This is a genomic window from Paenibacillus sp. J22FR83 (assembly GCF_059691955.1).
In genome coordinates this window covers 1-25,151 of sequence record NZ_JCAUAM010000020.1, presented here as the reverse complement: position 1 = coordinate 25,151, position 25,151 = coordinate 1, and the positions used below count along the sequence as shown (strand labels likewise).

Annotated in this window: 16 protein-coding genes; 3 read left to right on the top strand and 13 right to left on the bottom strand. The window is 48.2% G+C overall.

Annotation, left to right across the window (positions count from 1 at the left end):
* The first annotated feature begins 74 nt into the window (after nt 1-74).
* The gene (locus AC58PV_RS28745) at nt 75-1,667 is read left to right on the top strand and encodes a histidine kinase N-terminal 7TM domain-containing diguanylate cyclase (RefSeq protein WP_497436201.1); all 1,593 of its coding nucleotides are present in this window, start codon (nt 75-77) and stop codon (nt 1,665-1,667) included.
* A gap of 404 nt (nt 1,668-2,071) precedes the next feature.
* Here AC58PV_RS28745 and AC58PV_RS28740 read toward each other — a convergent pair whose 3' ends face one another.
* The 3 genes from AC58PV_RS28740 to AC58PV_RS28730 are packed head-to-tail and all read right to left on the bottom strand — an operon-like array spanning nt 2,072 to nt 6,088.
* The gene (locus AC58PV_RS28740) at nt 2,072-3,847 is read right to left on the bottom strand and encodes an ABC transporter ATP-binding protein (protein WP_497436199.1); all 1,776 of its coding nucleotides are present in this window, start codon (nt 3,845-3,847) and stop codon (nt 2,072-2,074) included.
* Nucleotides 3,840-5,606, bottom strand: coding sequence for an ABC transporter ATP-binding protein (locus AC58PV_RS28735; protein ID WP_497436198.1), 1,767 nt, complete (start codon nt 5,604-5,606; stop codon nt 3,840-3,842). The genes AC58PV_RS28740 and AC58PV_RS28735 overlap by 8 nt, the downstream gene beginning before the upstream one ends.
* A 38-nt stretch (nt 5,607-5,644) precedes the next feature.
* Entirely contained in the window at nt 5,645-6,088 is a 444-nt protein-coding gene (locus AC58PV_RS28730; RefSeq protein ID WP_497436197.1) for a MarR family winged helix-turn-helix transcriptional regulator, read from the bottom strand.
* Between the two features lie 179 nt (nt 6,089-6,267).
* On the opposite strand from AC58PV_RS28730, the gene AC58PV_RS28725 reads away from it, so the two are divergent.
* The gene (locus AC58PV_RS28725; protein WP_497436195.1) at nt 6,268-6,408 is read left to right on the top strand and encodes a hypothetical protein; all 141 of its coding nucleotides are present in this window, start codon (nt 6,268-6,270) and stop codon (nt 6,406-6,408) included.
* A 499-nt stretch (nt 6,409-6,907) separates the two neighbouring features.
* On the opposite strand, the gene AC58PV_RS28720 is transcribed toward AC58PV_RS28725, so the two are convergent.
* From AC58PV_RS28720 to AC58PV_RS28710, 3 genes are all read right to left on the bottom strand, one after another.
* Complete coding sequence (locus AC58PV_RS28720) at nt 6,908-8,509, bottom strand: UDP-glucose--hexose-1-phosphate uridylyltransferase (RefSeq protein WP_497436194.1); 1,602 nt, start codon at nt 8,507-8,509, stop codon at nt 6,908-6,910.
* 439 nt (nt 8,510-8,948) lie between these two features.
* Complete coding sequence (gene galE, locus AC58PV_RS28715) at nt 8,949-9,950, bottom strand: UDP-glucose 4-epimerase GalE (RefSeq protein ID WP_497436193.1); 1,002 nt, start codon at nt 9,948-9,950, stop codon at nt 8,949-8,951.
* Between the two features lies 1 nt (nt 9,951).
* The gene (locus tag AC58PV_RS28710) at nt 9,952-11,133 is read right to left on the bottom strand and encodes a galactokinase (RefSeq protein WP_497436191.1); all 1,182 of its coding nucleotides are present in this window, start codon (nt 11,131-11,133) and stop codon (nt 9,952-9,954) included.
* 221 nt (nt 11,134-11,354) lie between these two features.
* On the opposite strand from AC58PV_RS28710, the gene AC58PV_RS28705 reads away from it, so the two are divergent.
* On the top strand, nt 11,355-12,212 hold the full coding sequence (locus AC58PV_RS28705; protein WP_497436190.1) for an AraC family transcriptional regulator: 858 nt from the start codon (nt 11,355-11,357) through the stop codon (nt 12,210-12,212).
* A 321-nt stretch (nt 12,213-12,533) separates the two neighbouring features.
* On the opposite strand, the gene AC58PV_RS28700 is transcribed toward AC58PV_RS28705, so the two are convergent.
* The 7 genes from AC58PV_RS28700 to ilvA all read right to left on the bottom strand — a co-directional run bounded on the left by AC58PV_RS28700 (nt 12,534) and on the right by ilvA (nt 24,647).
* Nucleotides 12,534-15,593: a response regulator gene (locus AC58PV_RS28700; protein ID WP_497436188.1), complete on the bottom strand. Its 3,060-nt coding sequence runs from the start codon at nt 15,591-15,593 to the stop codon at nt 12,534-12,536.
* Between the two features lie 131 nt (nt 15,594-15,724).
* The gene (locus AC58PV_RS28695; protein WP_497436186.1) at nt 15,725-17,752 is read right to left on the bottom strand and encodes a methyl-accepting chemotaxis protein; all 2,028 of its coding nucleotides are present in this window, start codon (nt 17,750-17,752) and stop codon (nt 15,725-15,727) included.
* Between the two features lie 549 nt (nt 17,753-18,301).
* Nucleotides 18,302-19,285, bottom strand: a complete 984-nt coding sequence (locus tag AC58PV_RS28690) for an ABC transporter permease (protein WP_497436184.1) — start codon at nt 19,283-19,285, stop codon at nt 18,302-18,304.
* A 1-nt stretch (nt 19,286) separates the two neighbouring features.
* Nucleotides 19,287-20,366 carry an ABC transporter permease gene (locus tag AC58PV_RS28685; protein WP_497436182.1) on the bottom strand — a complete coding sequence of 360 codons (1,080 nt, stop codon included), beginning with the start codon at nt 20,364-20,366 and terminating at the stop codon, nt 19,287-19,289.
* The gene (locus AC58PV_RS28680; RefSeq protein ID WP_497436181.1) at nt 20,359-21,900 is read right to left on the bottom strand and encodes an ABC transporter ATP-binding protein; all 1,542 of its coding nucleotides are present in this window, start codon (nt 21,898-21,900) and stop codon (nt 20,359-20,361) included. Before AC58PV_RS28680 ends, AC58PV_RS28685 begins: the two co-directional genes overlap by 8 nt.
* Before the next feature lie 129 nt (nt 21,901-22,029).
* Nucleotides 22,030-23,085, bottom strand: coding sequence for a BMP family lipoprotein (locus AC58PV_RS28675; RefSeq protein WP_497436180.1), 1,056 nt, complete (start codon nt 23,083-23,085; stop codon nt 22,030-22,032).
* 305 nt (nt 23,086-23,390) lie between these two features.
* Entirely contained in the window at nt 23,391-24,647 is a 1,257-nt protein-coding gene (gene ilvA / locus AC58PV_RS28670; protein ID WP_497436178.1) for a threonine ammonia-lyase IlvA, read from the bottom strand.
* Nucleotides 24,648-25,151: the final 504 nt, after the last annotated feature.

The window sequence follows — 25,151 nt, the reverse complement described above, 5'->3', positions numbered from 1 at the left end:
GAGCATACGCAAGGATATGATACGATTAAATCGACAATTTAGCTAAAAATCCTACAATAACTGGAGTATAACTCATGGATCCTACACTAACTATGTTCATATCACTCATCGCGACCTCGGGTGTTTTTACAGTCTTTCTCTGTATCTATGCCTATATCAAGCGCAAAGAAATACCAGGCGCCTATACATTTGTTATCTATACAACTACACAAGCTATCTATATTTTTGCTCATGCTTTTGAAATGGCCAGTGATACAATTGCCGAGGTAAAAATATGGACAATGTTTGAATATATCGGCATCGGGGCTGCTCCTGCCATCGGTTTACTGATTGTCATGCAGTATGTTGGCGTGAACCTGACCCGCACCAAGATCGCCGCACTCTTCGTCATTCCAGCCATTACCCTGGTCATGGTAATCACCAACGACTATCATCATTTATTTTATAAAGATATGTATTTTCGCGAAAATGCTCCCTTCCTCACGACAGATATCGTTATCGGACAATATTACATCGTGCACGGGGCTTATATATTCGGTTGCATGCTTGCGGCCGTCGTCTTGCTGCTGCGCAGATGGCGTCAGACCAAAAAAGCGTACCGCTTACAGCTCGTTACCTTAATCATGGGCCAATTCATGCCGATGACCGGTGCATTCGTCTATCTAATGGGCGTAACACCGTATGGCATTGACCCCGTACCTATGATACTTTGTATAACCTCTGCCATGTACATTTGGGCAATTGTATCGACTAAAATGCTAACCATTATTCCGATAGCGAAAGATCGTATTTTTGAAAGCATGCGGGAAGGCGCCATTGTGTTGGACTTCGCAGATCGGCTGGTAGATACCAACGGTGTGATTAACGTGATGTTTCCCGGATTCACAACAACTGACATGCTTGGATTAACGCTTGATGAAATTTGGATCCGATTGTCAGATGCACCGTTTCCCGTACCGCGATTAGAGGACGGTGTGCAGGAAGAATTTAGTTGGCGCGCTGCTGATGGCAAAGAATGCTTTTACCAAATCCGCTCCTCTGTTGTTCGAGGACGCAACGGGGAGCCTATTGGGAGCTTATTAATGGTAATCGACGTCACAGAACAAAAACGGCTCCAAGATCAATTGGAACAACTGGCCTATTATGATGGCTTAACGAAGTTGCTGAATCGATCGGAGTTTCTCCGTCGGAGTAAAATGATTCTCGAGGAGGATTCGAGTAATCAGCTCACGACGTGCATCCTTCTCTTCGATATCGATCATTTCAAACATATCAATGATACCTACGGTCACGACGTTGGCGACCTCGCGATTCAGCATGTCGTGAAAGTCGCGAGAAAGATTGAAGCAGATGCGCCTGGCGCGCTGATTGCCCGATATGGCGGCGAGGAGTTCGTCATCGCATTGCCAGATTGCTCGCTGGACAAAGCTGCTTTACTCGCCGAACATATTCGCGCACAGCTGGCTGCCAAAGAGATGAACGGCAGCTATGGCTCGATATCCATAACGGCGAGCTTCGGATTAACGCAGGCAAGCCATCGTGGAGAATCTTTGCAAATGCTTTTGAAACATGCAGACATCGCCTTGTATCAGGCCAAGCGCGCAGGCCGGAATCAGGTCCGTGTCTATGACGAGGCTCTAGAATCACCACTTGACACCTCCCGGTGAGTATTAACTGTAAAAACTACAGCTAATATTGGCTAGTTGGGCTGCTTTCTGCGTTTAGCTGGAAAAAGTACAGTTATTTCTTAGGTGTGGAGACATTTCGGCAGAAATGACCGGAATTAGATGGAGAAAATCCAGTTATTCTGCCTAGATGGGGAAAAGGTGCCGGAATAGATGGAGAAAATCCAGTTAATTGGTTGGCGGGGGGCTGATCTGGCTGGATTGGCGGAGGACGGATGGGGTTCGCGGGTAGATAGGTTGGTGATGGACTAGTGTTAGGCAATGTGGCAGGTTGGCGATCGGACGGATGGGGGGTGCAGGTAGCTAGATTGGGTGCGCGGAGCACTAGCAAAAGGGAGTTGCCTCAATGGCAACTCCCTTTTTTTCTTTGCCGGACGCCATGTCCGTCAAAGTGAACTCGCTTCGCTAAATTGGCTCGCGTACAAGTCATAGTAATGCCCACGAAGCGCCAGCAGCTCTTCGTGCGTGCCGCGCTCCACGATCTCGCCGCCGTGGATGACCAGGATCGCACTCGCTTCGCGAATCGTGCTGAGCCGGTGGGCGATGACGAAGCTTGTTCGCCCCTTCATAAGCACGCCCATCGCCTGCTGGATGTGCAGTTCCGTGCGCGTGTCGACGGAGCTCGTCGCCTCGTCGAGCACGAGAATCGCGGGGTCGGCGAGAATCGCCCGCGCGATCGTGAGCAGCTGCCGCTGGCCCTGACTCAAGTTGCCGCCTCCGGCGGTCAACTTGGCGTCATAGCCGCTTGGCAGCTTGCGAATGAACCCGTCCGCGTTCGCTAGCTGCGCGGCGGCCTCCACTTCTTCGTCCGTCGCGTCCAAGCGGCCGAAGCGGATATTTTCTCGGATCGTCCCCGAGAACAGATACACATCCTGCAGCACGAGACCGAGCTGGCTGCGTAGGCTGTCTTTTTGCATATCACGAATGTCGAGCCCGTCTATTGTAATACTGCCCTCATTGACATCGTAGAAACGAGTCAGCAGATTGATAATCGTTGTCTTGCCTGCACCGGTGGGCCCCACTAACGCAATCAAATCGCCAGGCTCCGCCGTGAACGAAACTCCTTGCAGCGTAGGCACTTCGTCGGTGTAGCTGAAGGACACATTTTGAAACACGACTTCCCCTTTGACATCCGTTAGTTGAACACCCGCTTGGGCCGATCCGTACTCCGTCTCAGTATCCATCACTTCAAAAACCCGCTCCGCACCCGCAATCCCCGACTGAATCATATTATATTGGTTAGCAAGGTCGTTAATCGGTCTGCTGAATTGTTTCGAATAGTTCAAAAAGGAGATAATCACACCAACCATCGTCCATCCCCTCAGCACCATCCAACCCCCGATAGCAGCCAGTAAAATGAAACTAAAATGATTGATCATATTCATGCTTGGGCCCATCATGCCCGAAAGCTGCTGTGCACCTGTTCCAGCAACACGAAGTTGCCCATTGATTGCAGCGAGTTGATCGACGGCAGCAGCTTCGCGTTGGAACGTTTTTACAACCTTTTGCCCAGAGATCGTCTCTTCGATTAAACCATTCAGTTCACCGAGCCGTTGCTGCTGCTCTTTGAACAAGCGTTGTGTATGTTTCGTAATTTGCTTCGTTATGAAGAGCACGAGCGGAACCGTCACTAATGCGATGAGGGTCAGCCAAATATTCAACGTAATCATCATAACCAAAGACCCGCCAATCATAATGATACTGGTCATAATCTGGGTTAAATTTTGACTGAGCGTAGTGGCAACATTATCTACATCATTGGTCGTACGGCTCATAAGTTCCCCATGCGAGGTCTTGTCAAAATAACTAATAGGCAGCTTATGCAGGTGACGGAAAAGATCCTGCCTCATTTGCCACACCGTCCGCTGGGATACCCCAGCAATCAGATAGGATTGAATCCAAGATGCGGCTCCGCTAAAAACGTAGCAGCCCAGCAGAAGGAGACAGAGTCCCAGTAATCCATTTCGGTCCCGAGGAATAATGTAATCGTCAATGGCTCTGCCAATTAAATAAGGTCCGAGCAGGGCGAGGCCACTCCCGACAACTGTCAGAATCGCAACAGTGACCAGTCCTGTACGCTGAAGCTTCAGATAGCCCCACATGCGAAGGAGGGTTGCTCCGATGTTTTTGGCGCGAGGTTTGCGCGGTTGCTTGTTAGCCATGCAGAGCAGCCTCCTTCCCTTGCTGGGAGTTGTATATATCTTGGTATAGCGCGCTTGTCGCAAGCAGCTCTTCGTGAGTTCCGCGCGCCGCAATTCGTCCCTCATCTAGGACAAGGATTTGATCAGCCTGCAAAACGGATGAAACACGCTGCGCGATAATGATGCGTGTGCTGCCCCCCATCAACGCTTGTAGAGAACGCTGGATGCGTTTCTCCGTACTTAGATCAATGGCACTCGTGCTGTCATCCAGCACAAGTAAGGGAGATCGCAGAAGCAAGGCACGAGCAATGGCTATTCGTTGCTTTTGGCCGCCGGATAGGTTCACACCTCGTTGTCCTAACTTGGCTTCATACCCCTCAGGCAGCTTAGAAATGAAGCTATCGGCTTCTGCAGCTTGGGCCACTGCCTTCATCTCTGCATCCGAGGCCCCTGGCCTGCCGAAAACAATGTTATCGCGGATCGTTCCGCTAAACAAAATCGACTGCTGCAACACAATGCCCACTTGACTGCGCAACTGCTCGACAGGCAGTTCTTTCACATCAACACCATTCAGGCGAATATGTCCACTGGTCGCATCGTAGAGACGAGGAATCAAGCTGACAAGGGTGGATTTCCCTGAGCCCGTTGCCCCTAGAATGCCAATCGTTTGACCTGGCAAGGCCCTGAACGAAATATCATGAAGAACTGGTTGATCAGGTGCTGTTTCATATGTGAATGATACCCGATCGAATTCTAGCTCACAGCCCGCCACCCTAGATTCCGGGGATGATGTAGCCAAGGATGGGTGTGGTTCAAGCAACTTTGGCTCATTCGGGTCTACTTTCGTATCGAGAACCTCTCGAATCCGTTCAGCGGAGACCTGTGCGCGGGAAATGTTCATCAGTGTATTCGTAATGGAAACGAGTGAAAACAGCACTTGGCTTATATAAATGATGAATGCGGCCAAATCACCGATGGCCATCGAACCGCTCCACGTTTGAGCTCCTCCGAACCACAGCACAGCCACAATGCTTATGTTCAAAATCAACGTCATCAGCGGCCCGCTGGTAGCCAATGCGCGAGCGGAGCTAAGACTGGCATTCAGCAAGTCCGTATTCGCCGTGCCAAAGCGGGTCCGCTCGAACGCAGCACGTACGAAAGCTTTGATTACACGAATGCCCGTCGTACTCTCTTGCATAACCGTGTTTACGCGATCAATCTTCGTCTGCATTTGGCGAAAAAGCGGCGTAGAACGTTTCATCAGCAGATACAGAATGACGAATTGAATCGGTACGACCGCTAGTAGGATTAAGGAAAGGCGGGGTGAAATGACCACAGCCATGATCAAGCTGCCGATAAGCAGCGATGCCTCACGTGTAAATTGGCGCAGCAGAATCTGCAGGATGTTCAGCATCTGCATCACATCGCTGGTCAAGCGAGTGATCAGCGAGCCCGTCGAGAAGGTATCCAATTGTCGGAACGACAAGGATTGCACTTTCTCGAATATGTTTAGCCGCAGATCAGCGCCGAAGTTCTGGGCAGCTTTCACTGTGAAGAATGTACAACCTGCACCACCAATCAGGCCAACGACGGCCACGCCAAGCATATGTAGGCCCGTTGACCATATTAAGGCGAGATTACCTTCGGCAACACCGTGATTCACAATCGTCGCCATGAGGCGGGGCTGGGATAAATCCATGCATACCTCCATCACCATCAGCAAGGGGGCAAGCAGCGTTATGAACCAGTACGGTTTAACAAACGATCGAAGTTTCCACATGGTATGATGTCCTTTCTTTTGTTTGTCAGCTAACTAATTTACTCGTCTTTAGGACGGAGATTATCTTTCATTTGAAGCAGCAGGCGGCGAAACAGCAATTTTTCCTCAGGTAGAAAATGCGCAAAAGTCATCTCATCCGCCGTCTGGATCGCCTCTTTGACATGAACAGTGACTTCCTTGCCCTTCTCCGTCAGATAGACGCGGGTAACCCGTTGATCATTCTCATCAGGACGACGTTCGACGAGGCCTGTTTTCTCCATGCGGTCCACCATCACGGACAAGGTAGCGCGTTTATTGTGGATACGATCTGCAAGATCGCTATGGCTTAAGCCATCCTCTACGGATAAAGCAAGCAATAGAGGCGGCTGTCCTGGATACACATCATAAGAATGAATAATTCGATCAATCGTATGCCGGTGCATTTTGAGCAAATGCGACATCAAATGAGTAAGCGATTCTGAATTATGGTGGTGACGTGACAAGAAAGTACCCCCTTTTTTAGTTAGTCGGCTAATTAATATTTTAGGAAGCGTTGCTCGTTCTGTCAATACGATTTTTTCTATGTGCACGTTTGTGAGCATGGGGGTTGGATGTGCAAGATTATGAGGTGTGGGGGAGGATTGGTGTGGCTGGTGGTGATGGATGAGGAGGAATTAGCTTGTTGTTGAGGCGGAAGGAGTGGTGGGGTTGGTTCGTCTGGCGGTGGTGGGTGGGAGTAATTAGTTTGTTGCTGATCGGAAGGCTTGATGGGATTGGTGCTTCTGTTGGTGGAGGTGGATTGAGGGAATTAGCTTGTTTCTGATGCGGAAGGCTTGATGGGATTGGTGCTTCTGTTGGTGGAGGTGGATTGAGGGAATTAGCTTGTTTCTGATGCGGAAGGCTTGGTGGGATTGGTGCGTCTATTGGTAGAGGTGGATTGAGGGAATTAGCTTGTTGCTGATGAGGAAGGCTTGATGGGATTGGTGCTTCTGTTGGTGGATCGGGAGAATTTAAGTAGCTCAGCCACCACTTAGATGGAAAAACTCCATCTAATTTTTCATTTTTCCCTACAAATTCCGAATTAGATGGATTTTCTACATCTAATCTCTCGCATATAAAGCAATATGGGATAAAACGAGGATTTTAGATGTAGGTTTTCCAGTTAATCTCCAAATTTAGGCGTTTTCCTTAGAATTAGCTGTAGGTTTTGCAGTTATTCAGCCCTGGGATGCCGGGCGCCCCCAGATCCCCCCAGGCGCCCACTCCGCGGCGCACCGGCAACACAAAATCCCTGGTCCACCGACCAGGGATCTCGCACTAACCTATAGCTGCGCGAAGCCCACCGCAGCCAAAAACCGTCCGAACGCCGCTTGCCCGGCGTCGTCTCTCTTGAAGACGCCTGCGTCGAGCAGGACGTCCATGAACTTGCTGCCGACCTCCGTCTGCAGCACCGCATTCGCTGCGTCGGCCGTCAGCGACGCGCCATGCTTCGCGAGCAGCGCCGCGATCCAATCCGCATGCTTATGCAGCGGATGACCCTCGTCGCTCAGCTCGCGGCCGAGCTCGGCTTCGCCGGTGAGCAGCTTGGCGATAGCCGCCAGCTCCTCTTGCAGGCGGCCTGGCAGCACCGCCAGCCCCATAACCTCAATCAAGCCGATGTTCTCCTTCTTGATGTGGTGCAAGTGCTGATGCGGATGGAAAATCCCATCCGGATGTTCTGCGCTCGTGCGGTTGTTCCGCAGCACGAGATCAAGCTCGTACTCGCCGCGCGCATTGTTGCGGGCGATCGGCGTGATCGTGTTATGCGGGATCCGCTGTCCGTCCTTCTCGCTGAACGCGAGGACGTCCGCTTCCGCATCACTGTAAGCACGCCAGTCGTCGAGCAGCTTGCTCGCCAGCTTGTACAGCTGTTGCTTGTTGTGCCCGCTCAGGCGCAGCACGGACATCGGCCACTTCACGATGGCGGCCTTCACGCCAACAAAATCCGCATGTGAGAATGCTTTCTCACTTGGCGCCTTCTCCATCGGGAACTTGTGACGTCCCCCTTGGAAATGATCGTGGTTCAGGATGGAACCCCCAACGATCGGTAGGTCCGCATTGGATCCGATGAAATAATGCGGGAATTGCTCGATGAAATCCAGCAAACGGTAGAACGTGTTGGCCGTTGTTTTCATCGGAATATGCTTCTCATGGAAGATGATGCTGTGCTCGTTATAGTACACGTAAGGTGAATACTGCAGGTACCACTTCTCGTTATCCAGCTCAAGTGGAATGACGCGCAGATTCTGTCTAGCCGGGTGATTCACACGGCCTGCATAGCCCAGATTGTCTACGCAAAGTAGACATAGGGGGTAGCTGCTTTGTGGCAGCGTTTTGAGCAGCGCAATTTCCTTCGGATCCTTCTCCGGCTTAGAGAGATTGATCGTAATTTCCAAATCCCCATAGGCTGTTTCCGCCAACCAGTAAGCATTCTTCGCAATGCGATCCATCCGAATATAGTTGGAATCAATGGATTGTTTGTAGAAATAAGCTGTCGCCGCTTCCACATTCTGCGTTTTGGCGATCTTCCAGAATTCACTTACCACCTCGGAAGGACGGGGCATCATGAGCCCCATGATACGTGCGTCTAGCAAATCGCGGTACGTCATCGTATTCTCTTCCAGTAGTCCCGCTTCCCAAGCGGCATCTAGGAGCTCTTCCAGCAAGCCAACCGGGCTGCTCAATTTCTCCTCAGGCACTTCCCCTTGGAATGGCTCCGCCAGTCCGAACAAATCCAGCAAAGCATTGCGCGAGGTATAGACATCCAGCTGTTCGATCAACCCATTCTGGGTGGCGAATTGCAGGAGTCTTTCTATCGTTAACGCTGCAGATTGCGGCGTGTGTAATGTGCGTTCCATATTGCCACTTCCCTTTCTTCCGAGCATCGAAACCTACTTCATCCTGCTCAACTATCCTACTCTCTGTTACCCTTACAGCCACCTGACCTGAAAAACTAACTCCACTCAGGGGGCAAATAGCACCTATTCCCTATTCCACATTAGTCCGAAATATCCCACTTAATCGCACCCTGTCTGCCCTAAATCGTGAAATAGTCCGATTTCGCCGAACTATTCCACCAATTTCCGTAGTGACAGCTGATTTAGGGCCTTTTAAGTGGGTAAAGTCGGTCTAATGACGTTCAATCCCACCAACACTCTCAATTAAGCAGGCAAAATCGAACTAATTCCCTTCCAAGCCCCACTCCCCACCACGAATCAGCCTTAATGCCTGATGGGAAGCGTGGGGTTGATCGTCTCCATGCGTCAGCGCCACAACGCGCGCTCAGGATTCGCGCGGATTGTGAGGTAGGTCCGGAGGTTCGTCTTACAGACTCGTTACTTCCGCTGCGTACCCTTTCGGGTGCTTTTGGTGCCAATTCCATGCGCTCTGAATGATCGCTTCCAAAGAATCATGTGCAGGCTTCCAACCAAGCTCGGCTCTTGCACGTTCTGAAGATGCAATCAACGTTGCTGGGTCACCAGCTCTACGAGGCTCAACAACTGCAGGGATCGCATGGCCAGTCACTTTGCGTGCGATATCGATCACTTGCTTCACCGAGAAGCCTGTGCCATTACCAAGGTTATAAATGTTGCTGTCTGCACCACCGCGCAGTTTCTCAACCGCAAGCACATGCGCGCTCGCTAGATCGCTAACGTGAATGTAATCACGTACGCAAGTGCCGTCTTCTGTCGCATAATCCTCGCCGAAAATCGAGATGTGCGCTCTTTGGCCAAGCGCTACCTGCAAAATAATCGGAATCAGATGTGTTTCCGGGCTGTGGTCTTCACCGATTTTGCCGCCAGCATGTGCGCCAGCTGCATTAAAGTAGCGCAGCGATACATATTTGATACCATGCGCAGTATCGAACCATTTCATCATTTTTTCCATCGCTAGCTTCGTTTCGCCATAGGTGTTCGTTGGCAGCGTACGATCGCTTTCCAGGATTGGAATGTTCTCAGGCTCACCATACGTAGCAGCCGTCGATGAGAATACGATGCGTTTCACGTCGTATTGAGTCATTTTTTCAAGTAAGCAAAGGGTGCCGTATACGTTGTTGTGGTAGTATTTTGCCGGATTCGTCATGCTCTCTCCAACAAGGGAATTCGCAGCAAAATGAATGATGGCATCGATCTTATTTTCAGCAAAAACCGTATCCATGAATTCCCCGTCGCGCAGATCCCCAACGTAAAGTTTACCGCCCAGTACTGCGTCCTTGTGACCTTGCTGCAAATTATCAACGATAACAACTTCCTCGCCTTTGGCTAGAAGCTCTGCTACCGTATGCGATCCGATATAACCCGCTCCACCTGTAACTAGAATTGCCATTTTACAACGCCTCCTCAAGTTGCTCTACACCATTGCCAATATCACACACGTAGAAGCTAGGTGTAAGGCCTGTAATTTCCGTATATTCCGCACCGACTTGGTCGATGAACGTTTGAACGCTGTCTTCATGCACCAAGGAAACTGTACAACCGCCGAAGCCTGCACCTGTCATCCGCGCACCAAGCACTCCTGGTACTTTCAGTGCCGCAGCAACCATCGTATCCAGCTCTAAGCCAGTTACTTCATACAGGTCACGCAGGGAATCATGGGACCCGATCATTAGCTTGCCGAAAGATTCAAGGTCATTCTTCTCAAGTACTTCGATGGATTTCAAAACGCGATCAATCTCTTCCACAACGTGCTGCGCTCTGCGACGAACCGTTTCGTCAGGGATCAGGTGTTTGTATTCGTTAAACTGCTCCAGGTTCAATTGACCAAGCAGCGTGATGTCTGGGAATTGCTTTTGCAAGTAGGTCACAGCCTGCTCGCATTGGCTTCTTCTCTCATTGTAGGCGGAGTCGACAAGACCTCTGCGTTTATTCGTGTTGCCGATCACAAGCTTATAGCTGCCGCTTTGAAAAGGAACATGACGATACTCGAGCGTATCGCACATCAAGAGAATCGCGTTGTCTTTCTTGCCATTCGCCACAGCGAATTGGTCCATGATGCCGCAATTGACACCAACGAATTGGTTCTCTGTCTCTTGTGCGAGCAGCGCAATTTTGACCTTATCCACAGGGTATTTCTCTAGTGTCAGCAAGCTAAAAGCTGTAACTACCTCGATGGAAGCCGAGGAAGAAAGTCCAGCACCGTTCGGAATTTCACCGTGGAACAAAAGGTCATATCCTTGCGTCACTGGGAATCCTGCTTTCGCTAGGTGAACGAAGATCCCTTTCGGATAATTGATCCAATCGTCCTCTTCTTGATAGGACAAGTCGTCTATGGAAATTTGTTTGCGCAATGCCAAATTCGTAGATGCGAAGCCGATTACACGATCTTGTCTTGGACGAATGATCAGGGTCGTTCCGAACGTCAGAGCTGCTGGGAATACGTAACCGCCGTTGTAATCCGTATGCTCGCCGATCAAATTCACTCGACCAGGAGCGTGAAATGCTGAGATATTCGCAGCCGATTCTCCGTAAATTTCAATAAACGTGTCTTTTAGAGCTTGTAAATCTGCCATGTGTGGCACCGCCTTTAGTGGTATTGGTAGGTTTGCTTGGGTGTTGTTCGAAATGTACTTTGTGTAAGTTTGTAGCTTAAGTATAAGAGATACGCCAAGGATTGGCTATGGAGGCATGTTATTTCTACATGGAAAAATGTGATTTACAGATTCCGTTTCATGTTCGATTTATGATACAGTGGAAGGAACGAAAGGACATCGAACGGAGATGAGCAAGCATCATGAGTAAGCCAGAGAGTTATTATGTCGTATCCAACCCCCTTCCGGCTGGTGAGAGCGATTTCACCGTGTTATTCGCAGGGGAAAGCCAGACCAAGCCTGAGCATCGACTGGGACCGAAAGTGTATGACTACTACTTAATTCATTATGTCATATCGGGCCGCGGCGTATTCTCCTCACATGGAGAAGAGTATGCAATTGGCGCTGGCGACAGTTTCGTGATTGAGCCGGAACAGTTGATAAGCTACGTCTCGGATGAGATCGATCCTTGGCACTATTGTTGGATCGCTTTTACAGGCGCTCAAGCCGCGAAGCGTGTTGGTGAGGCCGGCCTTACTCCTGCGAGCCCTATCATTCATATTGCGCGCAATCGGCATATGCCTGTGCTTTTCCGCAAGATTCAACTTGCGCTCAAATCTAGGAAATCCAACGCGCAGCTCAAGGCCACAGGCTACCTCAGCCTATTGCTTGGTGAATACTGCGAAGCGTTGTCTGCCCCTGTGGCCACAGGATTGGTCGCAGAAGACGAAAGCGACCGCATCGTGCAGCAGGCCATCCACTACTTGTCCACGCAGTATGCGGAGCCCATCACCATCGAAATGATGGCTGAGAGCTTGGGCTACAATCGCGCTTATCTCTCGCGCATGTTCAAGCAGCACACCAAGGTGACGCCAGTCACCTTCCTGCTCAAACTGCGCGTTGATAAGGCGCGCTTACTGCTGCGGGAACGGCTGGAGCTCACCATTGAGCAGATCGCGGCGTCTGTAGGCTTCTATGACCCGCTGTATTTCTCCAAGCAGTTCAGACGCTGGTATGGCGTCTCGCCGAGCGAGTATCGGAGTCAGATTAAGTTACTCTGATGCCATAAGTTCAAATTGAGTGCACTGACACGGCACTTGTGACGGCACGTTAGTCGATTTTTTCGACTATCTCCAATGCCACAGGGGCTTTTACTAGCCCGTTAGTCGATTTTTTCGACTATCTCCGGTGCCACAGAGGCTTTTGCTGGCTCGTTAGTCGAATTTTTCGACTATCTCCAGTGCCACAGAGGCTTTTGCTAGCTCGTTAGTCGAAGAATTCGACTTACGCATGCCTTTCAGCGCTCGCAGCGGCGCGTAAGTCCACTATTCCTAAAGAAAAGACCAGATCAGCACAAGCTACATACTGATCTGGCCTTTTCTTTATTTTACCTTCAAATACACCTTAATAGCCTCATTAACCTGCGCCAGCCTGATCTCTGCAGTTTCCAAAAGTCCTTCCAACAACTCCATAGAACCTTGATGGATCGCTGTTTGAAGTTCATCCGAGGTATGGCTGAGTGGTGTTGCTCCGATGTTGGATGCCACGCCTTTGAGCGTATGAGCAAGCAACAGTGCTTCGGAGTAGTCTTTTTCCTTAATCGCCTCTCGGACTCCCTCTATCGCGTTTGCATGGTTCGAAACGAACTTATGCAAGATCCGCTCGTAGAGGTTCACATTCTGTGCCAGACGTCCTAACGCTTCTTCCGGATTGAGTACAGGCAAAGCCTCGATTTGTTTCGCTGCTGCGACTTCGGCATAACCTCTCACTCGCGAGCTTTGAATCGTCCGTTGCAAGACGCTGAATAACTGAATAGGTTCAAATGGCTTCGAAATATACGCATCCATGCCCGCTTCCAACACTTGTTCTTTAACCCCTTGCATGGCATCGGCTGTCATCGCAATAATCGGTGTTTCTTGATCAAAATCACGAATATTTCTAGTGGCTTCAAAGCCATCCATCAAAGGCATCTGCAAATCCATTAGGATCGCATCATATTGCTTAGTTGATGCTCTCTTCAATGCTTCGATGCCATTCTCCGCTACGTCCACGCGAATATCCATCTCCTGAAGGATCGCCTGTGCCACCTGTTGGTTGATTTCATTGTCTTCCACTAGCAGGACCTCCGTGTTACGGAGCATGTGCATTTTCTTCGCTTCATTCTCGCCATGTGGCGATGCGATCTTCGTCTGCAGTTGCTCTTGGAACAAGTTCGTTATTTGGTTATATAACTGGGACTGACTCATTGGATAATAGAGCACCTTTTTCACAGACGCCGTTTGCGAGTTCAATCCAAGTTCTGATTCATGATATGAACTGATCAGTACGATAACTTGCACAGGTGTCGCGTACTCTAGCTTTATTTTCTCCGCCAAAGTGTGGGCCTTCTCATCTTGAAGATTCCAATCAATCATAACCAGATCATAGCGGCCGCTTAATTTAATTTGTTCGAGAGCGTTATGAGCAGAATCTACAGCATTCACAATAAACTGGAACTGTTCCAGTTGACTCTTCAGGACAAGCCGCATTTCCTCATCATCGCAAATGAGAAGCACGCGTAGAAACTTCAAATAGGACGCTACTGGTGCGCTGAATAAATGCTCCGATCCTACTTCGAACTTCACTGTGAAGATGAAGGTACTACCTTTCCCCAGCTCACTCTCGACATAGATCTCCCCTTGCATCAACTCTACGATACTTTTGCTGATGACTAGCCCCAGCCCTGTTCCCCCGTATTTACGGGTCGTTGACATATCCGCTTGTGTAAATCCGTGGAACAATAAATCTTGCTGCGCAGGTGTCATCCCAATGCCTGTATCCCGCACTTCAAATCGAAGCGAAACCCCGCTGTCATCTTGCGAAGCAACACTTACGGTAATCCCAATTTCACCTTCATCCGTAAATTTCAAAGCGTTATTCACCAAATTGAGTAAAACTTGATTCAAACGGAATGGGTCACCATTCAAAACTTGAGGTACTTCATGATGAATGGAAAAGTGCAGCTTGAGGCCTTTCTCATACAGTGAAAAACCGATGATATTCGATATATTACTCATAATTTCATATAAATCAAAATCGATGCGTTCCAAAACAATTTTCTTTGCTTCAATTTTTGAGAAATCGAGAATATCGCTGATGATCGTTAGCAAGCTTTTGGCCGAAAGAACCGTCTTCCCAACATAATCCTTCTGCCGCTCCGTTAGCTCTGTTTGTTGCAGCAAATAGTTGAGCCCAATGATAGCGTTCATCGGTGTGCGGATTTCATGGCTCATGTTGGCCAGAAACTCACTCTTCGCGCGATTAGCCGATTCGGCGAGTTCCTTCGCGTCAGCAAGAAGCAGATTCTTGCTTTCTAGCTCCGATGTGCGTTCCTCGACCAACACTTCAAGATGATCCTTGTATTGTTTCAGTGTCTCTTCGGCTTGCTTACGCTCGGTAATATCGACGCCAGCAAAGATAACACCGCCCACTTCGCCGCTTTCCGTCCGTATCAAGTTATTACTCCACCCGTAAAGACGCTCTTCACCTAATTTATCTACGATAAGCGATTCAAAATAATCTGACAAAGCATCGCCATTCATAAACTCCTTGTAGCGCTCTTTGCGCATTTCCACAAGATACTCAGGCCCACAAACGTCAAACCAATTCTTACCTAAGGTATCCGTTCCCTTATAACCTAGCACGGAATTTCCCTTGCGGTTCAAAAGCTCGATTCTGCCATCTCGGTCTAACACCACAATCATCACATCAACGAGATTGAGATAGCTTTGGGCCTTCTCTTTCTCCTTCAATAACTTCTCTTCGCCTTTCCTTCTTACGGAACGGGTCTGCAAAGCAAGCGCAGCTCCAATAGCAATCGCTATAATCGTGAAGATACTAGCCATCCAAAGGACTAGCTCACGCTGATTAGAAGTACGATCTACATCACTTTGGGTCCCCATCAAATTGTAATCAATCCACTTCTTCAAGCTTTCATCGGCTAGCTCTCGTTTTGGCGCAAGCTTGTCCAACAAGCTCTTCGCCATGATATAATCACCAGATTGAACAGCGTCAATAATGAGCTGACCCTTCTGTAAGTAATCTATCGCTTTATCTGATACTTCCAAATAAATCTGTTTCTCACTCTCCGAGTTGATGAAAGACTCATAGCTTCGGTACTTCTCATCAAACTGCCTGCGGGCATCCTGATAGGCGGTAATAACGGTAAGAAGGTTATTCTTGTCCGTTTCAAGCAACATTTTATGCAAAAGAACTCTTTCCTGTGTAATCAGTTCTTGCATTTCTACAATTCTCGCTATACTCGGCATCCAATTCGTCTTAACATGGTCAAGGGTCCCCTTCAGCGCAAACATCTGATAGAAGTTCGTTCCAATAACGACTATTAGTACAGCAATGATGATGACAAAAGTCCACATCGACTTCATCATAGTAACCGCTTTCATTATTACCCACCCCTCTTAGCCGATTATAACATAATGTACTTGTTTCTAGTGTAAAAGACCAATCAGATTTTTCTGATTGGTCTTCTGAATACCTAGTAATCATCCCCGAATTTGGCTAGCAGGCCCTGAAATTAGCGCGTTTTAAAACGAGAAAGCGACTCTTGCAATCCTTGCGCCATTTGACTTAGATCCTCAGCAGAAGCAGATATTTCTTCCATAGCCGCTAGCTGTTTCTCCGAACCTTTTGAGATACCCTGACCATGTTCGTGCGACGCTTTGGTCATATAAACAATCTCACTCATAGAAGCTGATACTTCTTCTGTTCCTGCCGACATTTCCTGCGATGCTGCGGAGACCTCTTGAATTTGATCCGAAATTTCCTGGAACGCAACCGTCACACGGTTAAAGACTTGACCCGCTGCATCAATAAGCTCGGATCCTTTCTCCACGTCCTTCACACCACTGTTCATTGCTTGTACCGCTCTCGCAGTCGAGGATTGCACTTCCCGGATCAGCTCAGAAATATCCTTCGCCGACGAAGACGACTGTTCAGCAAGCTTCTTCACTTCATTCGCAACCACGGCAAAGCCGCGACCTTGCTCGCCAGCACGTGCGGCCTCAATCGATGCATTCAGCGAAAGGAGTTGGGTTTGGTTCGTAATTTCGGTAATGACCGAAACGATTTCCCCAATCTTTTGCGAGTAGGCTTCGAGTGCTCTCAAATCTTCCGCCGATTTGCCAACTGACTCATTAATGCGTTGCATCTGTTCAACAGCCTGCGTGATAGCAACACGGCCGTGCTGTACTTCCATCATCGATGTATGGGAGGCTTCTGTTACTACAGAGGAAGATTCGGCAATCCGCTGAACACCCACTGCCATTTCACTCATCGCAATCGACGTTTGCTCGGCCCCCATCAACTGACCCTCACTAGCATTGAATACCTCTTGCATAGACTCGACAATACGATTGGAAATGCCAACCGATTCCGTCGCAGCAGCCGTTAGCTCTTCCGATGATGCACCTAGCTGCTCTGCGGTAAGACTAGCTTTACCAACGATATTCGAGAAGGAATCTAGCATCAGATTCATATTAAGGGCTAGTTGTCCCAGTTCATCACTGCGATTGATCGAGAGTCGTGGGGTCAAATCCCCCTCCGCCATCTTCTTCACAGCCTCTGTAATCGCCAGCACAGGTTTCGTTGTCGACATAGATACAAACATCGCAATAGCAGCTACAACAATCGTCGTGATGACAGCTAGCCATACAGATACATGAGTTGCCGCTGTTACGGCGCCATACACTTCACTATCCACCACATTTATGATTAAGCGCCAGCCTGTTGAGGGAATCGTATCAAAGCTGATTTCTCTCTCCGTGCCATCGTCACTTGTAAACTGGAACCTTCCACTCTTTTCTTTCAGCACGGTTTCTTGCAATTTCGCAACTTCCGACTTCGGAAGCGCGTCCGCTACATTTTTCCCAGCTAGTTCTGTGTTCGGATACGTCAATAGTCCACCACTAGGGGACATTAAGTAGCCATATCCAGATTCACCTATGTGAATCGTACCGGTGTATACATTGAGGTTATCAGTCGATAGGGGAGTGAACATGCCGCCAATAAAATTCTGCTTATCATCAAGCATCGGGACAAATAAAACAATGATGTTTTTCCCGCTTGTCTTACTAACGAGGAGATCCGTACTCACTGGCTGCTTTGTTTGTTTGGCTTGTTTGACATAATCACGATCAGAAACAGAAATTTTCTGTCCTGCTGAGGTTAGCGCCATTTCATCTTTATTAACATAAACGTACTCTTCGACGTCTTTGTTAGCTTGTTGGAATTTAAGGAGTGTTTTGATAATTTCCTTCTCATTTCCCGTCCTGATCTCCTCATATTTCAGCATCTCTTTCAGTATGGAGATTTGGCGCTGGATCGAGTAATCGATGGCCGTTACGTTCGCTTTCAGAATACTTTCTTCCTTGGAGTGAACTTCATTACTCACTACATTCTTCAAATAATAAGATGAAAAAACGGTACTAAACAACATCGGTACCAACGCGATAACCAGAAACATAATCGTCATTCTTGCTCTGAACGAAGTAAAGGAGACTGACTTTACCCATCCTTTTACATTCAATCCTTGTTTTGCACTCATTTTCTCTCTCCTCCTATATACGAATAGCTTCTCATCATTTGGTGCATTCTCTTTGTTTAGTGCACCAAATAATGGATATTTAAGGAATTCAGATTTATTTCGACATTTTCCTTCAAAATGCGACATTAGCAGATTGGCTGCCCATCCTCCTAATCTTTTCTCAGGCAAGCTACTACACCAATTCTGGTTGCCTCAACCACCACATAACTGGAAAAACTACATCTATTTCCCGGATTTTTCACTCCAAATTTCATGTAGATGGAAAATATGTAGTTAATTCCCGCTAGAAACGCCATAATGGATGATTCTGCTTCGAAACAGCTGCATTTTTTACAGTTAATCACAAAAATTCGATCATTACAGCTGAATTAGCTGTAGGAAATCCAGTTATTCTACTTGGGGGCTGGAGTTTGGAGAGGGCGCGCGGCAAGGATGACGTGTTTGGCGGCGCAGGCGTGTGTGGGTCAGGAAGGCGTATTCAGCAACCTACCATATATGCAAAAAAGCACCATCACAGGATCACGCCCATGATGGTGCTTAATCTTCAACCTATCTCTTACCCGGATCGTACGGCTCACCTAGAGCTGATGGTGCTTTCGCACGGCCCACGGCGCCTGCCAATACGAGGATCGTCAGTACATAAGGCAGCATGTAGAGGAATTCCTGCGGAATGTTCTTCGAGAAATCGAACAGCCGCATGAAGTTGTTGAGCGCTTGCGCCATGCCGAAGAATACCGCGGCGCCCAGCGCGCCAAATGGATGCCATTTGCCGAAAATCATCGCAGCCATGGCAATAAACCCTTGACCCGAGATCGTGTTATGCGAGAACGCACTAGTCGTCGTTAGTGTAATTGTCGCCCCACCAAGGCCACCTAGTAGGCCGCTGATAAGCACGCCGAGATAACGGATGCGTTTCACTTTAATCCCTACGGTATCCGCAGCGCTTGGATGTTCACCTACAGCACGCAGGCGCAAGCCGAACGGCGTTTTGAACAGCACATACCACGTCACGAAGACGAGTATTAGAGCGATGTATGTCGTTGGATACGCGGTGAACAACGCATAGCCGATATATGGAATTTTGGACAGCAGCGGAATTTCCCATTTGGAGAACACATCATTCAAGGTTTCGGTTTGACCCGCCCCATCGAACAATACTTTCACCAAGTACAACGTCACGCCAGCTGCCAAGAAGTTGATCACTACACCGCTGATGACTTGATTCGCTTTGAACGAAATCGTCGCAACGGCATGAATCAAGGCGAAGATCAGAGCGAATAATAGCGCGCACAAGAGGCCAATCCACGGGGACCAGGCACCCATATTCGCTTCTTCCGCATAGTAAGCACCCACCGCGGAAGCGAATGCGCCGGAAACCATCAGACCCTCGATCCCGATATTGACGATACCGGAGCGCTCCGAGTAAATACCACCTAAAGCTCCGAAGATAAGCGCTGTGGAATACACCAGCGTCGTATTAATAAGTTCACTGAATTTCGTGAAGAACGCATTGAGCATACTGAGCAGGTCCATATTAGGAAGCCCTCTCTTTCTTGCGTTTGCCGTAGAACGGGATCAGTACCCATTTGACAATACCCTGGGTAGCAACGAAGAAAATCACCGATCCGATGACAATACGGATAATTTCTGGCGGTACATCCGCACCAAAGCTCATCCCCGCAGAACCATAAGACAAGCCGCCGAAAAGGACAGCACCCAGCACAACACCTATCGGATTATTGGCCCCGAGCAAAGATACCGCGATACCATCGAACCCATACCCCGTCGTGCCTGCCGCAACGACCTGATAATGGAAGACACCGAGAACTTCGAACACACCAGCAAGTCCAGCGAATACCCCGGAGATAAACATCGCCTTAATGATGTTCTTATTCACGTTCATGCCCGCATACTTGGCAGCATCGATATTATGCCCAACGGCACGGAGTTCGTAGCCTTGCTTCGTTTTCCAAAGAATCAAGTAGAAGACGACCGCGGCTAGAATGGCAATCAAGGTACCCCAGTGGAGCCTTGCGTGGTTCATCGCTTCCGATAACCATCCAATACTGAGTGAAGCTGAGTCTTGAATCATATAAGAACGTTGCTGCTTAGGCTCTAGAAGGAATGCATTCACGATATAGTTGGACAAGAACAACGAGATCCAGTTCAACATAATCGTGGTAATGACTTCGTTAACGCCGCGTTTCGCTTTCAAATAACCGGCAATGGCGCCCCACAGGCCGCCGACTAACGCGCCGACAATGACCGCAAGTGGAGCGTGGATGATCCATGGCAGGCCATGGATTTTGACACCAATAAAGGTAGCCCCCGTCATCCCCATCACGAACTGACCTTCCGCACCAATATTGAACAACCCCGTACGGAATGCGAACGCAACAGATAATCCCGTTAAAATAAGCGGCGTAATCGCCCGAATCGACTCCCCGATATCGTACGGACTGCCCAAAATCCGAGAGAACAATGCCCCATACGCAGCGATCGGATTGTAACCACCAGCGAGCATGACAAGCGCTCCGAATAGCAGCCCCAGCACGATTGCCACAAGGGGATTGACCGCCGATTCACTTGTAAACACGCGAACAATTTTATTCATGAAGGGCTCCTTTCTGCGTTGCTTTACTGCCCGCCATCAGCAGACCGATCTCCTGATCATTCGTATCCTGCGGCATCACTTCGCCCACAATCTGTCCTTCGTAGATAACGGCAATCCGATCGGAAACATTCATAATTTCATCCAGCTCAAAAGAAATCAACAGAACCGCCTTGCCTTTGTTCCGCTGCTCAATCAGCATCCGATGAACGAATTCAATCGCACCCACATCCAAACCTCGCGTCGGCTGCGCCGCAATCAACAGGTTCGGATTCTTATGTATTTCCCTCGCAATAATCGCCTTTTGTTGATTACCACCAGACAGAGAGCGTGCCTTGTTGTAAATACTTGGTGTACGCACGTCGAACTGCTTAATCAACGCCTCTGCATGCTTATCGATGGCCTCATAGTTCAAGAAGCCGCCTTTGTTATACGCCGAATGGAAATACGTTTCAAGCACCATATTTTCGCTCATAGTAAAATCAAGCACCAGCCCGTGTTTATGCCGATCCTCAGGGATATGAGATAATCCTGCCTCCGAAATTTCACGCGGTGTCTGATTCGTAATATCGCTGCCCATGAGCAGCACTTTGCCGCCGTCTATCGCACGCAATCCTGTCAATGCTTCAATCAGTTCACTCTGACCGTTGCCATCAACACCGGCGATACCCAGAATTTCTCCTGCCCTTACTTCAAAATTAAGCCCTTTGAGCGAGGCTAATCCTTGCTGATTGCGCACCATCAAATCTTGGACCTGTAGGACAGGTTCTCCAAGCTTGCTAGCTTCTTTGTTCACTTTAAAGGAGACATCGCGTCCGACCATTTTCTCGGCCAGAATTTGCGGATTCGCACTCGCACATGACAAGGAATCAATCACTTTACCGCGACGAATAATCGTCACCGTATCTGCAATCTCCATAATTTCTTTCAGCTTATGTGTAATGAGAATAATGGACTTGCCCTCTTTCACAAGGTTACGCATAATGACCATCAATTCACTAATCTCTTGCGGCGTTAGTACAGCTGTTGGCTCATCAAAAATTAAAATATCGGCGCCGCGATACAGCGTTTTCAATATTTCGACACGCTGCTGCATACCGACTGAAATGTCTTCAACTTTGGCTTTTGGATCGACACGCAACCCATATTGTTCGGATAGCTTGCGCACTTTCTCTTGTGCTGTTCGAATGTCCACATTCATACCACGTTTGGGTTCCATCCCCAAGATGATATTTTCTGTCACTGTAAAAGGCTGTACCAATTTGAAATGCTGATGCACCATCCCGATGCCGAGCTCAATCGCTCGATTCGGACTATCGATAGAAACTTCATTGCCTTGCACATAAATACTGCCTTCATCCGGCTGGTATAAACCGAACACAATATTCATCAGTGTTGATTTACCTGCACCATTCTCACCAAGCAAGGCGTGGATTTCACCTTTTTGGAGCTTCAAGCTAATCGCATCATTCGCCACAATGCCTGGAAATCGTTTCGTAATACTACGAAGTTCAACAACTGGGACTGCTTCACTCATCAGATCACCCTAAGGATCAATTTTTTATTCTTATGCCCAATAACCAAAGAACAAGGCTAGTTAAGATAACTAGCCTTGTTTGTACAGAAGCAAACCTACTGTTCTACCCATGTAACGTCAATGTGACGCTTATGGTTTTTCAGGAACTTTGATTTCGCCGCTAATAATTTTGGCTTTGTACTCGTCAACTTTTTTCAAGATATCTGCGGAGACGTTCTTCTTGGATGTTTCAGGAAGGCCCACGCCATCATCTTTTAGACCCAAAGTAACGACTTTACCACCTTGGAATTTATTAGCGATAACATCTTTGGATACGCGAAGTACCGCAGAGTCAACACGCTTCAACATGGACGTTAGGGTTACTTCATCACCGAACTCTAAAGATTGGTCTTTATCTACACCGATAACCCAAACTTTTTTACCGTTTTTCGCGCGATCTTTCGCTTCGTTGAATACACCGTTGCCTGTGGATCCAGCTGCGTGGAAAATGATATCAGCGCCATCGTTATAAATCGTTGCTGCTGCTGCTTTACCTAGATCAGGCTTGTCAAAAGCGCCTGTGTAGTTGATTTGGATTTTCGCATCTGGTTTTACAGCTTTAACGCCAGCTACGAAGCCTGCTTCGAAACGTTTGATAACCGGAATGTCGATACCGCCAACGAAACCGATTTTATTAGTTTTTGTCGTAAGACCTGCAACCACACCAACAAGGTAGGAACCTTCTTGCTCGGAGAAAGTAACGGACTCTACGTTTGGAGCTTCTACAACATTATCAATGATCGCAAGTTTAGCGTTCGGGTTTTGAGTTGCTACTGTTTTAACCGCGTCACCCATCAAGAAACCAATACCCCAAGTCAGGTTATAACCGTCTTTAACGAATTGATTCAAGTTAGGCGTGTAGTCTGCATCGCTTTTACTTTCAAGGTTTTTCACGCTAGCGCTTGTTTGTTTTTTCAGTTGCGTCAAACCTTCCCAAGCGCTTTGGTTAAAGGATTTGTCGTTAACGCCACCGATATCTGTAACCATGCCGATTTTGAAGTCTTTACCTGTGTTATCACTAGCTGCTGCACTTGCTGCTGGTGATGCGGATGAACCTGTGTTTGTCTCTTCTTTTTTGGCACAACCGGAAATCACTAATGCAGAAACCGTCACAGTCATCAGAACTGTTGAAAAAATCTTCTTCATCGATTTTACCCCCATCGTATCATCATTTAATTGAAACCATGAAGCCCACACTGTAGGTTGACCAAATTCAGTTAAATTATGTAAGCCAGCTTGGAATTGAGTGTATCACTTCGACTTCTAACATCAAAGCAAATCGCGTTCGTTTTCACAAAATTCGTTATGTCACACAAGTTAACACAGTTTTTTTGTTTTTCCCGACAATATAGGTGCAAAGCCCCAATTAAAGATTATACAACCATTGGTTAATTAATTCTAGATATCTCTATGTTAATTTTATGAACATCTTGCGCAAAAAAAAGCCTCCTCTAAATGAGAAGGTTAAATAGTTTCGGATCCTTATTGATTTCGATATAACCATAGTCTTTCCGAGATAAGCGTTCGATGAGTCCTTCGTAATCGTCTTTGTTTTTGAGCTCAATCCCTACTAATGCGGGTGCATCATCACGGTTATTCTTCTTCGTATATTCAAAACGTGTAATATCATCAGAAGGACCAAGTACTTCCTCTAGGAACTCACGCAACGCACCAGCCCGTTGGGGAAAATTCAAAACAAAGTAGTGCTTCAATCCTTCGTACACAAGTGATCTCTCTTTGATTTGTTGCATCCGGTCGATGTCATTGTTCCCGCCGCTGATGATACAGACAACATTCTTGCCTCGGATTTGCTCGCGATACGCATCCAGTGCAGCAACAGGAAGTGCTCCTGCGGGCTCAATGACAATCGCGTTGCTGTTGTACAGCTCCAATATTGTCGTGCACTCTTTGCCAGCCGGGATAATCACGATATCCTCTAGCTTCTCTCTGCAAATATCGAACGTCATCTCGCCTACCTGGGCTACGGCTGCTCCATCAACAAATTTCTCAATGGACGCTAGCTTAACGACGCTCCCCTGCTTCAATGCTTCTGTCATACTTGCCGCGCCTTCTGGCTCTGCACCAACGATGCGCGTTCGTGGGGACACGCTCTTCACATAAGTAGAGACACCAGCAGCTAGTCCACCTCCGCCAATCGTAGCAAAGATGAAATCCGGCGTTTCCGGCATCTGATTCATGATCTCAAGACCAACCGTACCTTGCCCAGCGATCGTGCGCACATCATCGAACGGATGGATGAAAACCTTATTCTCCTTTAGGCAATACGCTTTGGCCTGAGCGGAGGAATCATCGAAGGAGTCCCCTGTAAGGATGACTTCCACGAAGGAGCCGCCGAACAGCTTCACTTGCGAAATTTTCTGACGTGGAGTTGTCGTCGGCATGAAGATTTTGCCCTCAATGCCTAGCTGCTTACAAGAATAAGCTACCCCCTGTGCATGGTTGCCTGCGCTCGCGCATACGACCCCTGCTGCGCGTTCTGCATCCGTTAAACTTTGGATCACATTGTAAGCCCCACGAATCTTGAACGAACGCACGATTTGCATATCTTCACGTTTGAGATAAACGTTACATTCATACTGGGTAGAGAGCAGCTCATTGCGTTGCAGCGGCGATGGCTCGATCACCTTGCTGAGCACATGATTGGCTCTAATAATATCTTCCAAACCTACTTTACCAGATACAACCATCTTCTCGAACACCCTTTCTTTGCTTGGAGCTTCTTTTAAGTTTTAACATTCATTGTAACATATGGCGGTGCGTTCTGTACGTAAATATAGTAGAGAAGATTCTTGGTAGATTTGCCGCGGCGTACCGCCGGAGATGCGTTGATAGTGATGTTTTTCATCACTAACGAGGGGATTCGCAACGACGTGTGGCGGGAGTTGCGTTGTTAGTGATGATTTTCATCACTAACTAAGGGATTCGCAACGACGTGTGACGGGAGTTGCGTTGTTAGTGATGATTTTCATCACTAACTAAGGGATTCGCAACGACATGTGGCGGGGGCTTCTTCGTTAGTGATGTTTTTCATCACTAGCACAGAGCTTCGCCACTACATACGGCGGGATCCTCGCCGTCACAAAATCGAGTAGGCCCATGCGCATTTGCATGGGCCTCTCACAGATCCGGACATGCGGGTCATCGCATCCGGCTCTTCCAGTATTATCCCCGCTGGGGATGAAGTTCTTTGT

Coding starts and splice junctions, on each gene's coding strand:
- AC58PV_RS28745 (WP_497436201.1), top strand. CDS start 75: ATGGATCCTACACTAACTATGTTCATATCACTCATCGCGACCTCGGGT.
- AC58PV_RS28740 (WP_497436199.1), bottom strand. CDS start 3,847: ATGGCTAACAAGCAACCGCGCAAACCTCGCGCCAAAAACATCGGAGCA.
- AC58PV_RS28735 (WP_497436198.1), bottom strand. CDS start 5,606: ATGTGGAAACTTCGATCGTTTGTTAAACCGTACTGGTTCATAACGCTG.
- AC58PV_RS28720 (WP_497436194.1), bottom strand. CDS start 8,509: ATGCTCGGAAGAAAGGGAAGTGGCAATATGGAACGCACATTACACACG.
- galE (WP_497436193.1), bottom strand. CDS start 9,950: ATGGCAATTCTAGTTACAGGTGGAGCGGGTTATATCGGATCGCATACG.
- AC58PV_RS28710 (WP_497436191.1), bottom strand. CDS start 11,133: ATGGCAGATTTACAAGCTCTAAAAGACACGTTTATTGAAATTTACGGA.
- AC58PV_RS28705 (WP_497436190.1), top strand. CDS start 11,355: ATGAGTAAGCCAGAGAGTTATTATGTCGTATCCAACCCCCTTCCGGCT.
- AC58PV_RS28700 (WP_497436188.1), bottom strand. CDS start 15,593: ATGAAAGCGGTTACTATGATGAAGTCGATGTGGACTTTTGTCATCATC.
- AC58PV_RS28695 (WP_497436186.1), bottom strand. CDS start 17,752: ATGAGTGCAAAACAAGGATTGAATGTAAAAGGATGGGTAAAGTCAGTC.
- AC58PV_RS28690 (WP_497436184.1), bottom strand. CDS start 19,285: ATGGACCTGCTCAGTATGCTCAATGCGTTCTTCACGAAATTCAGTGAA.
- AC58PV_RS28685 (WP_497436182.1), bottom strand. CDS start 20,366: ATGAATAAAATTGTTCGCGTGTTTACAAGTGAATCGGCGGTCAATCCC.
- AC58PV_RS28680 (WP_497436181.1), bottom strand. CDS start 21,900: ATGAGTGAAGCAGTCCCAGTTGTTGAACTTCGTAGTATTACGAAACGA.
- AC58PV_RS28675 (WP_497436180.1), bottom strand. CDS start 23,085: ATGAAGAAGATTTTTTCAACAGTTCTGATGACTGTGACGGTTTCTGCA.
- ilvA (WP_497436178.1), bottom strand. CDS start 24,647: ATGGTTGTATCTGGTAAAGTAGGTTTGGAAGATATTATTAGAGCCAAT.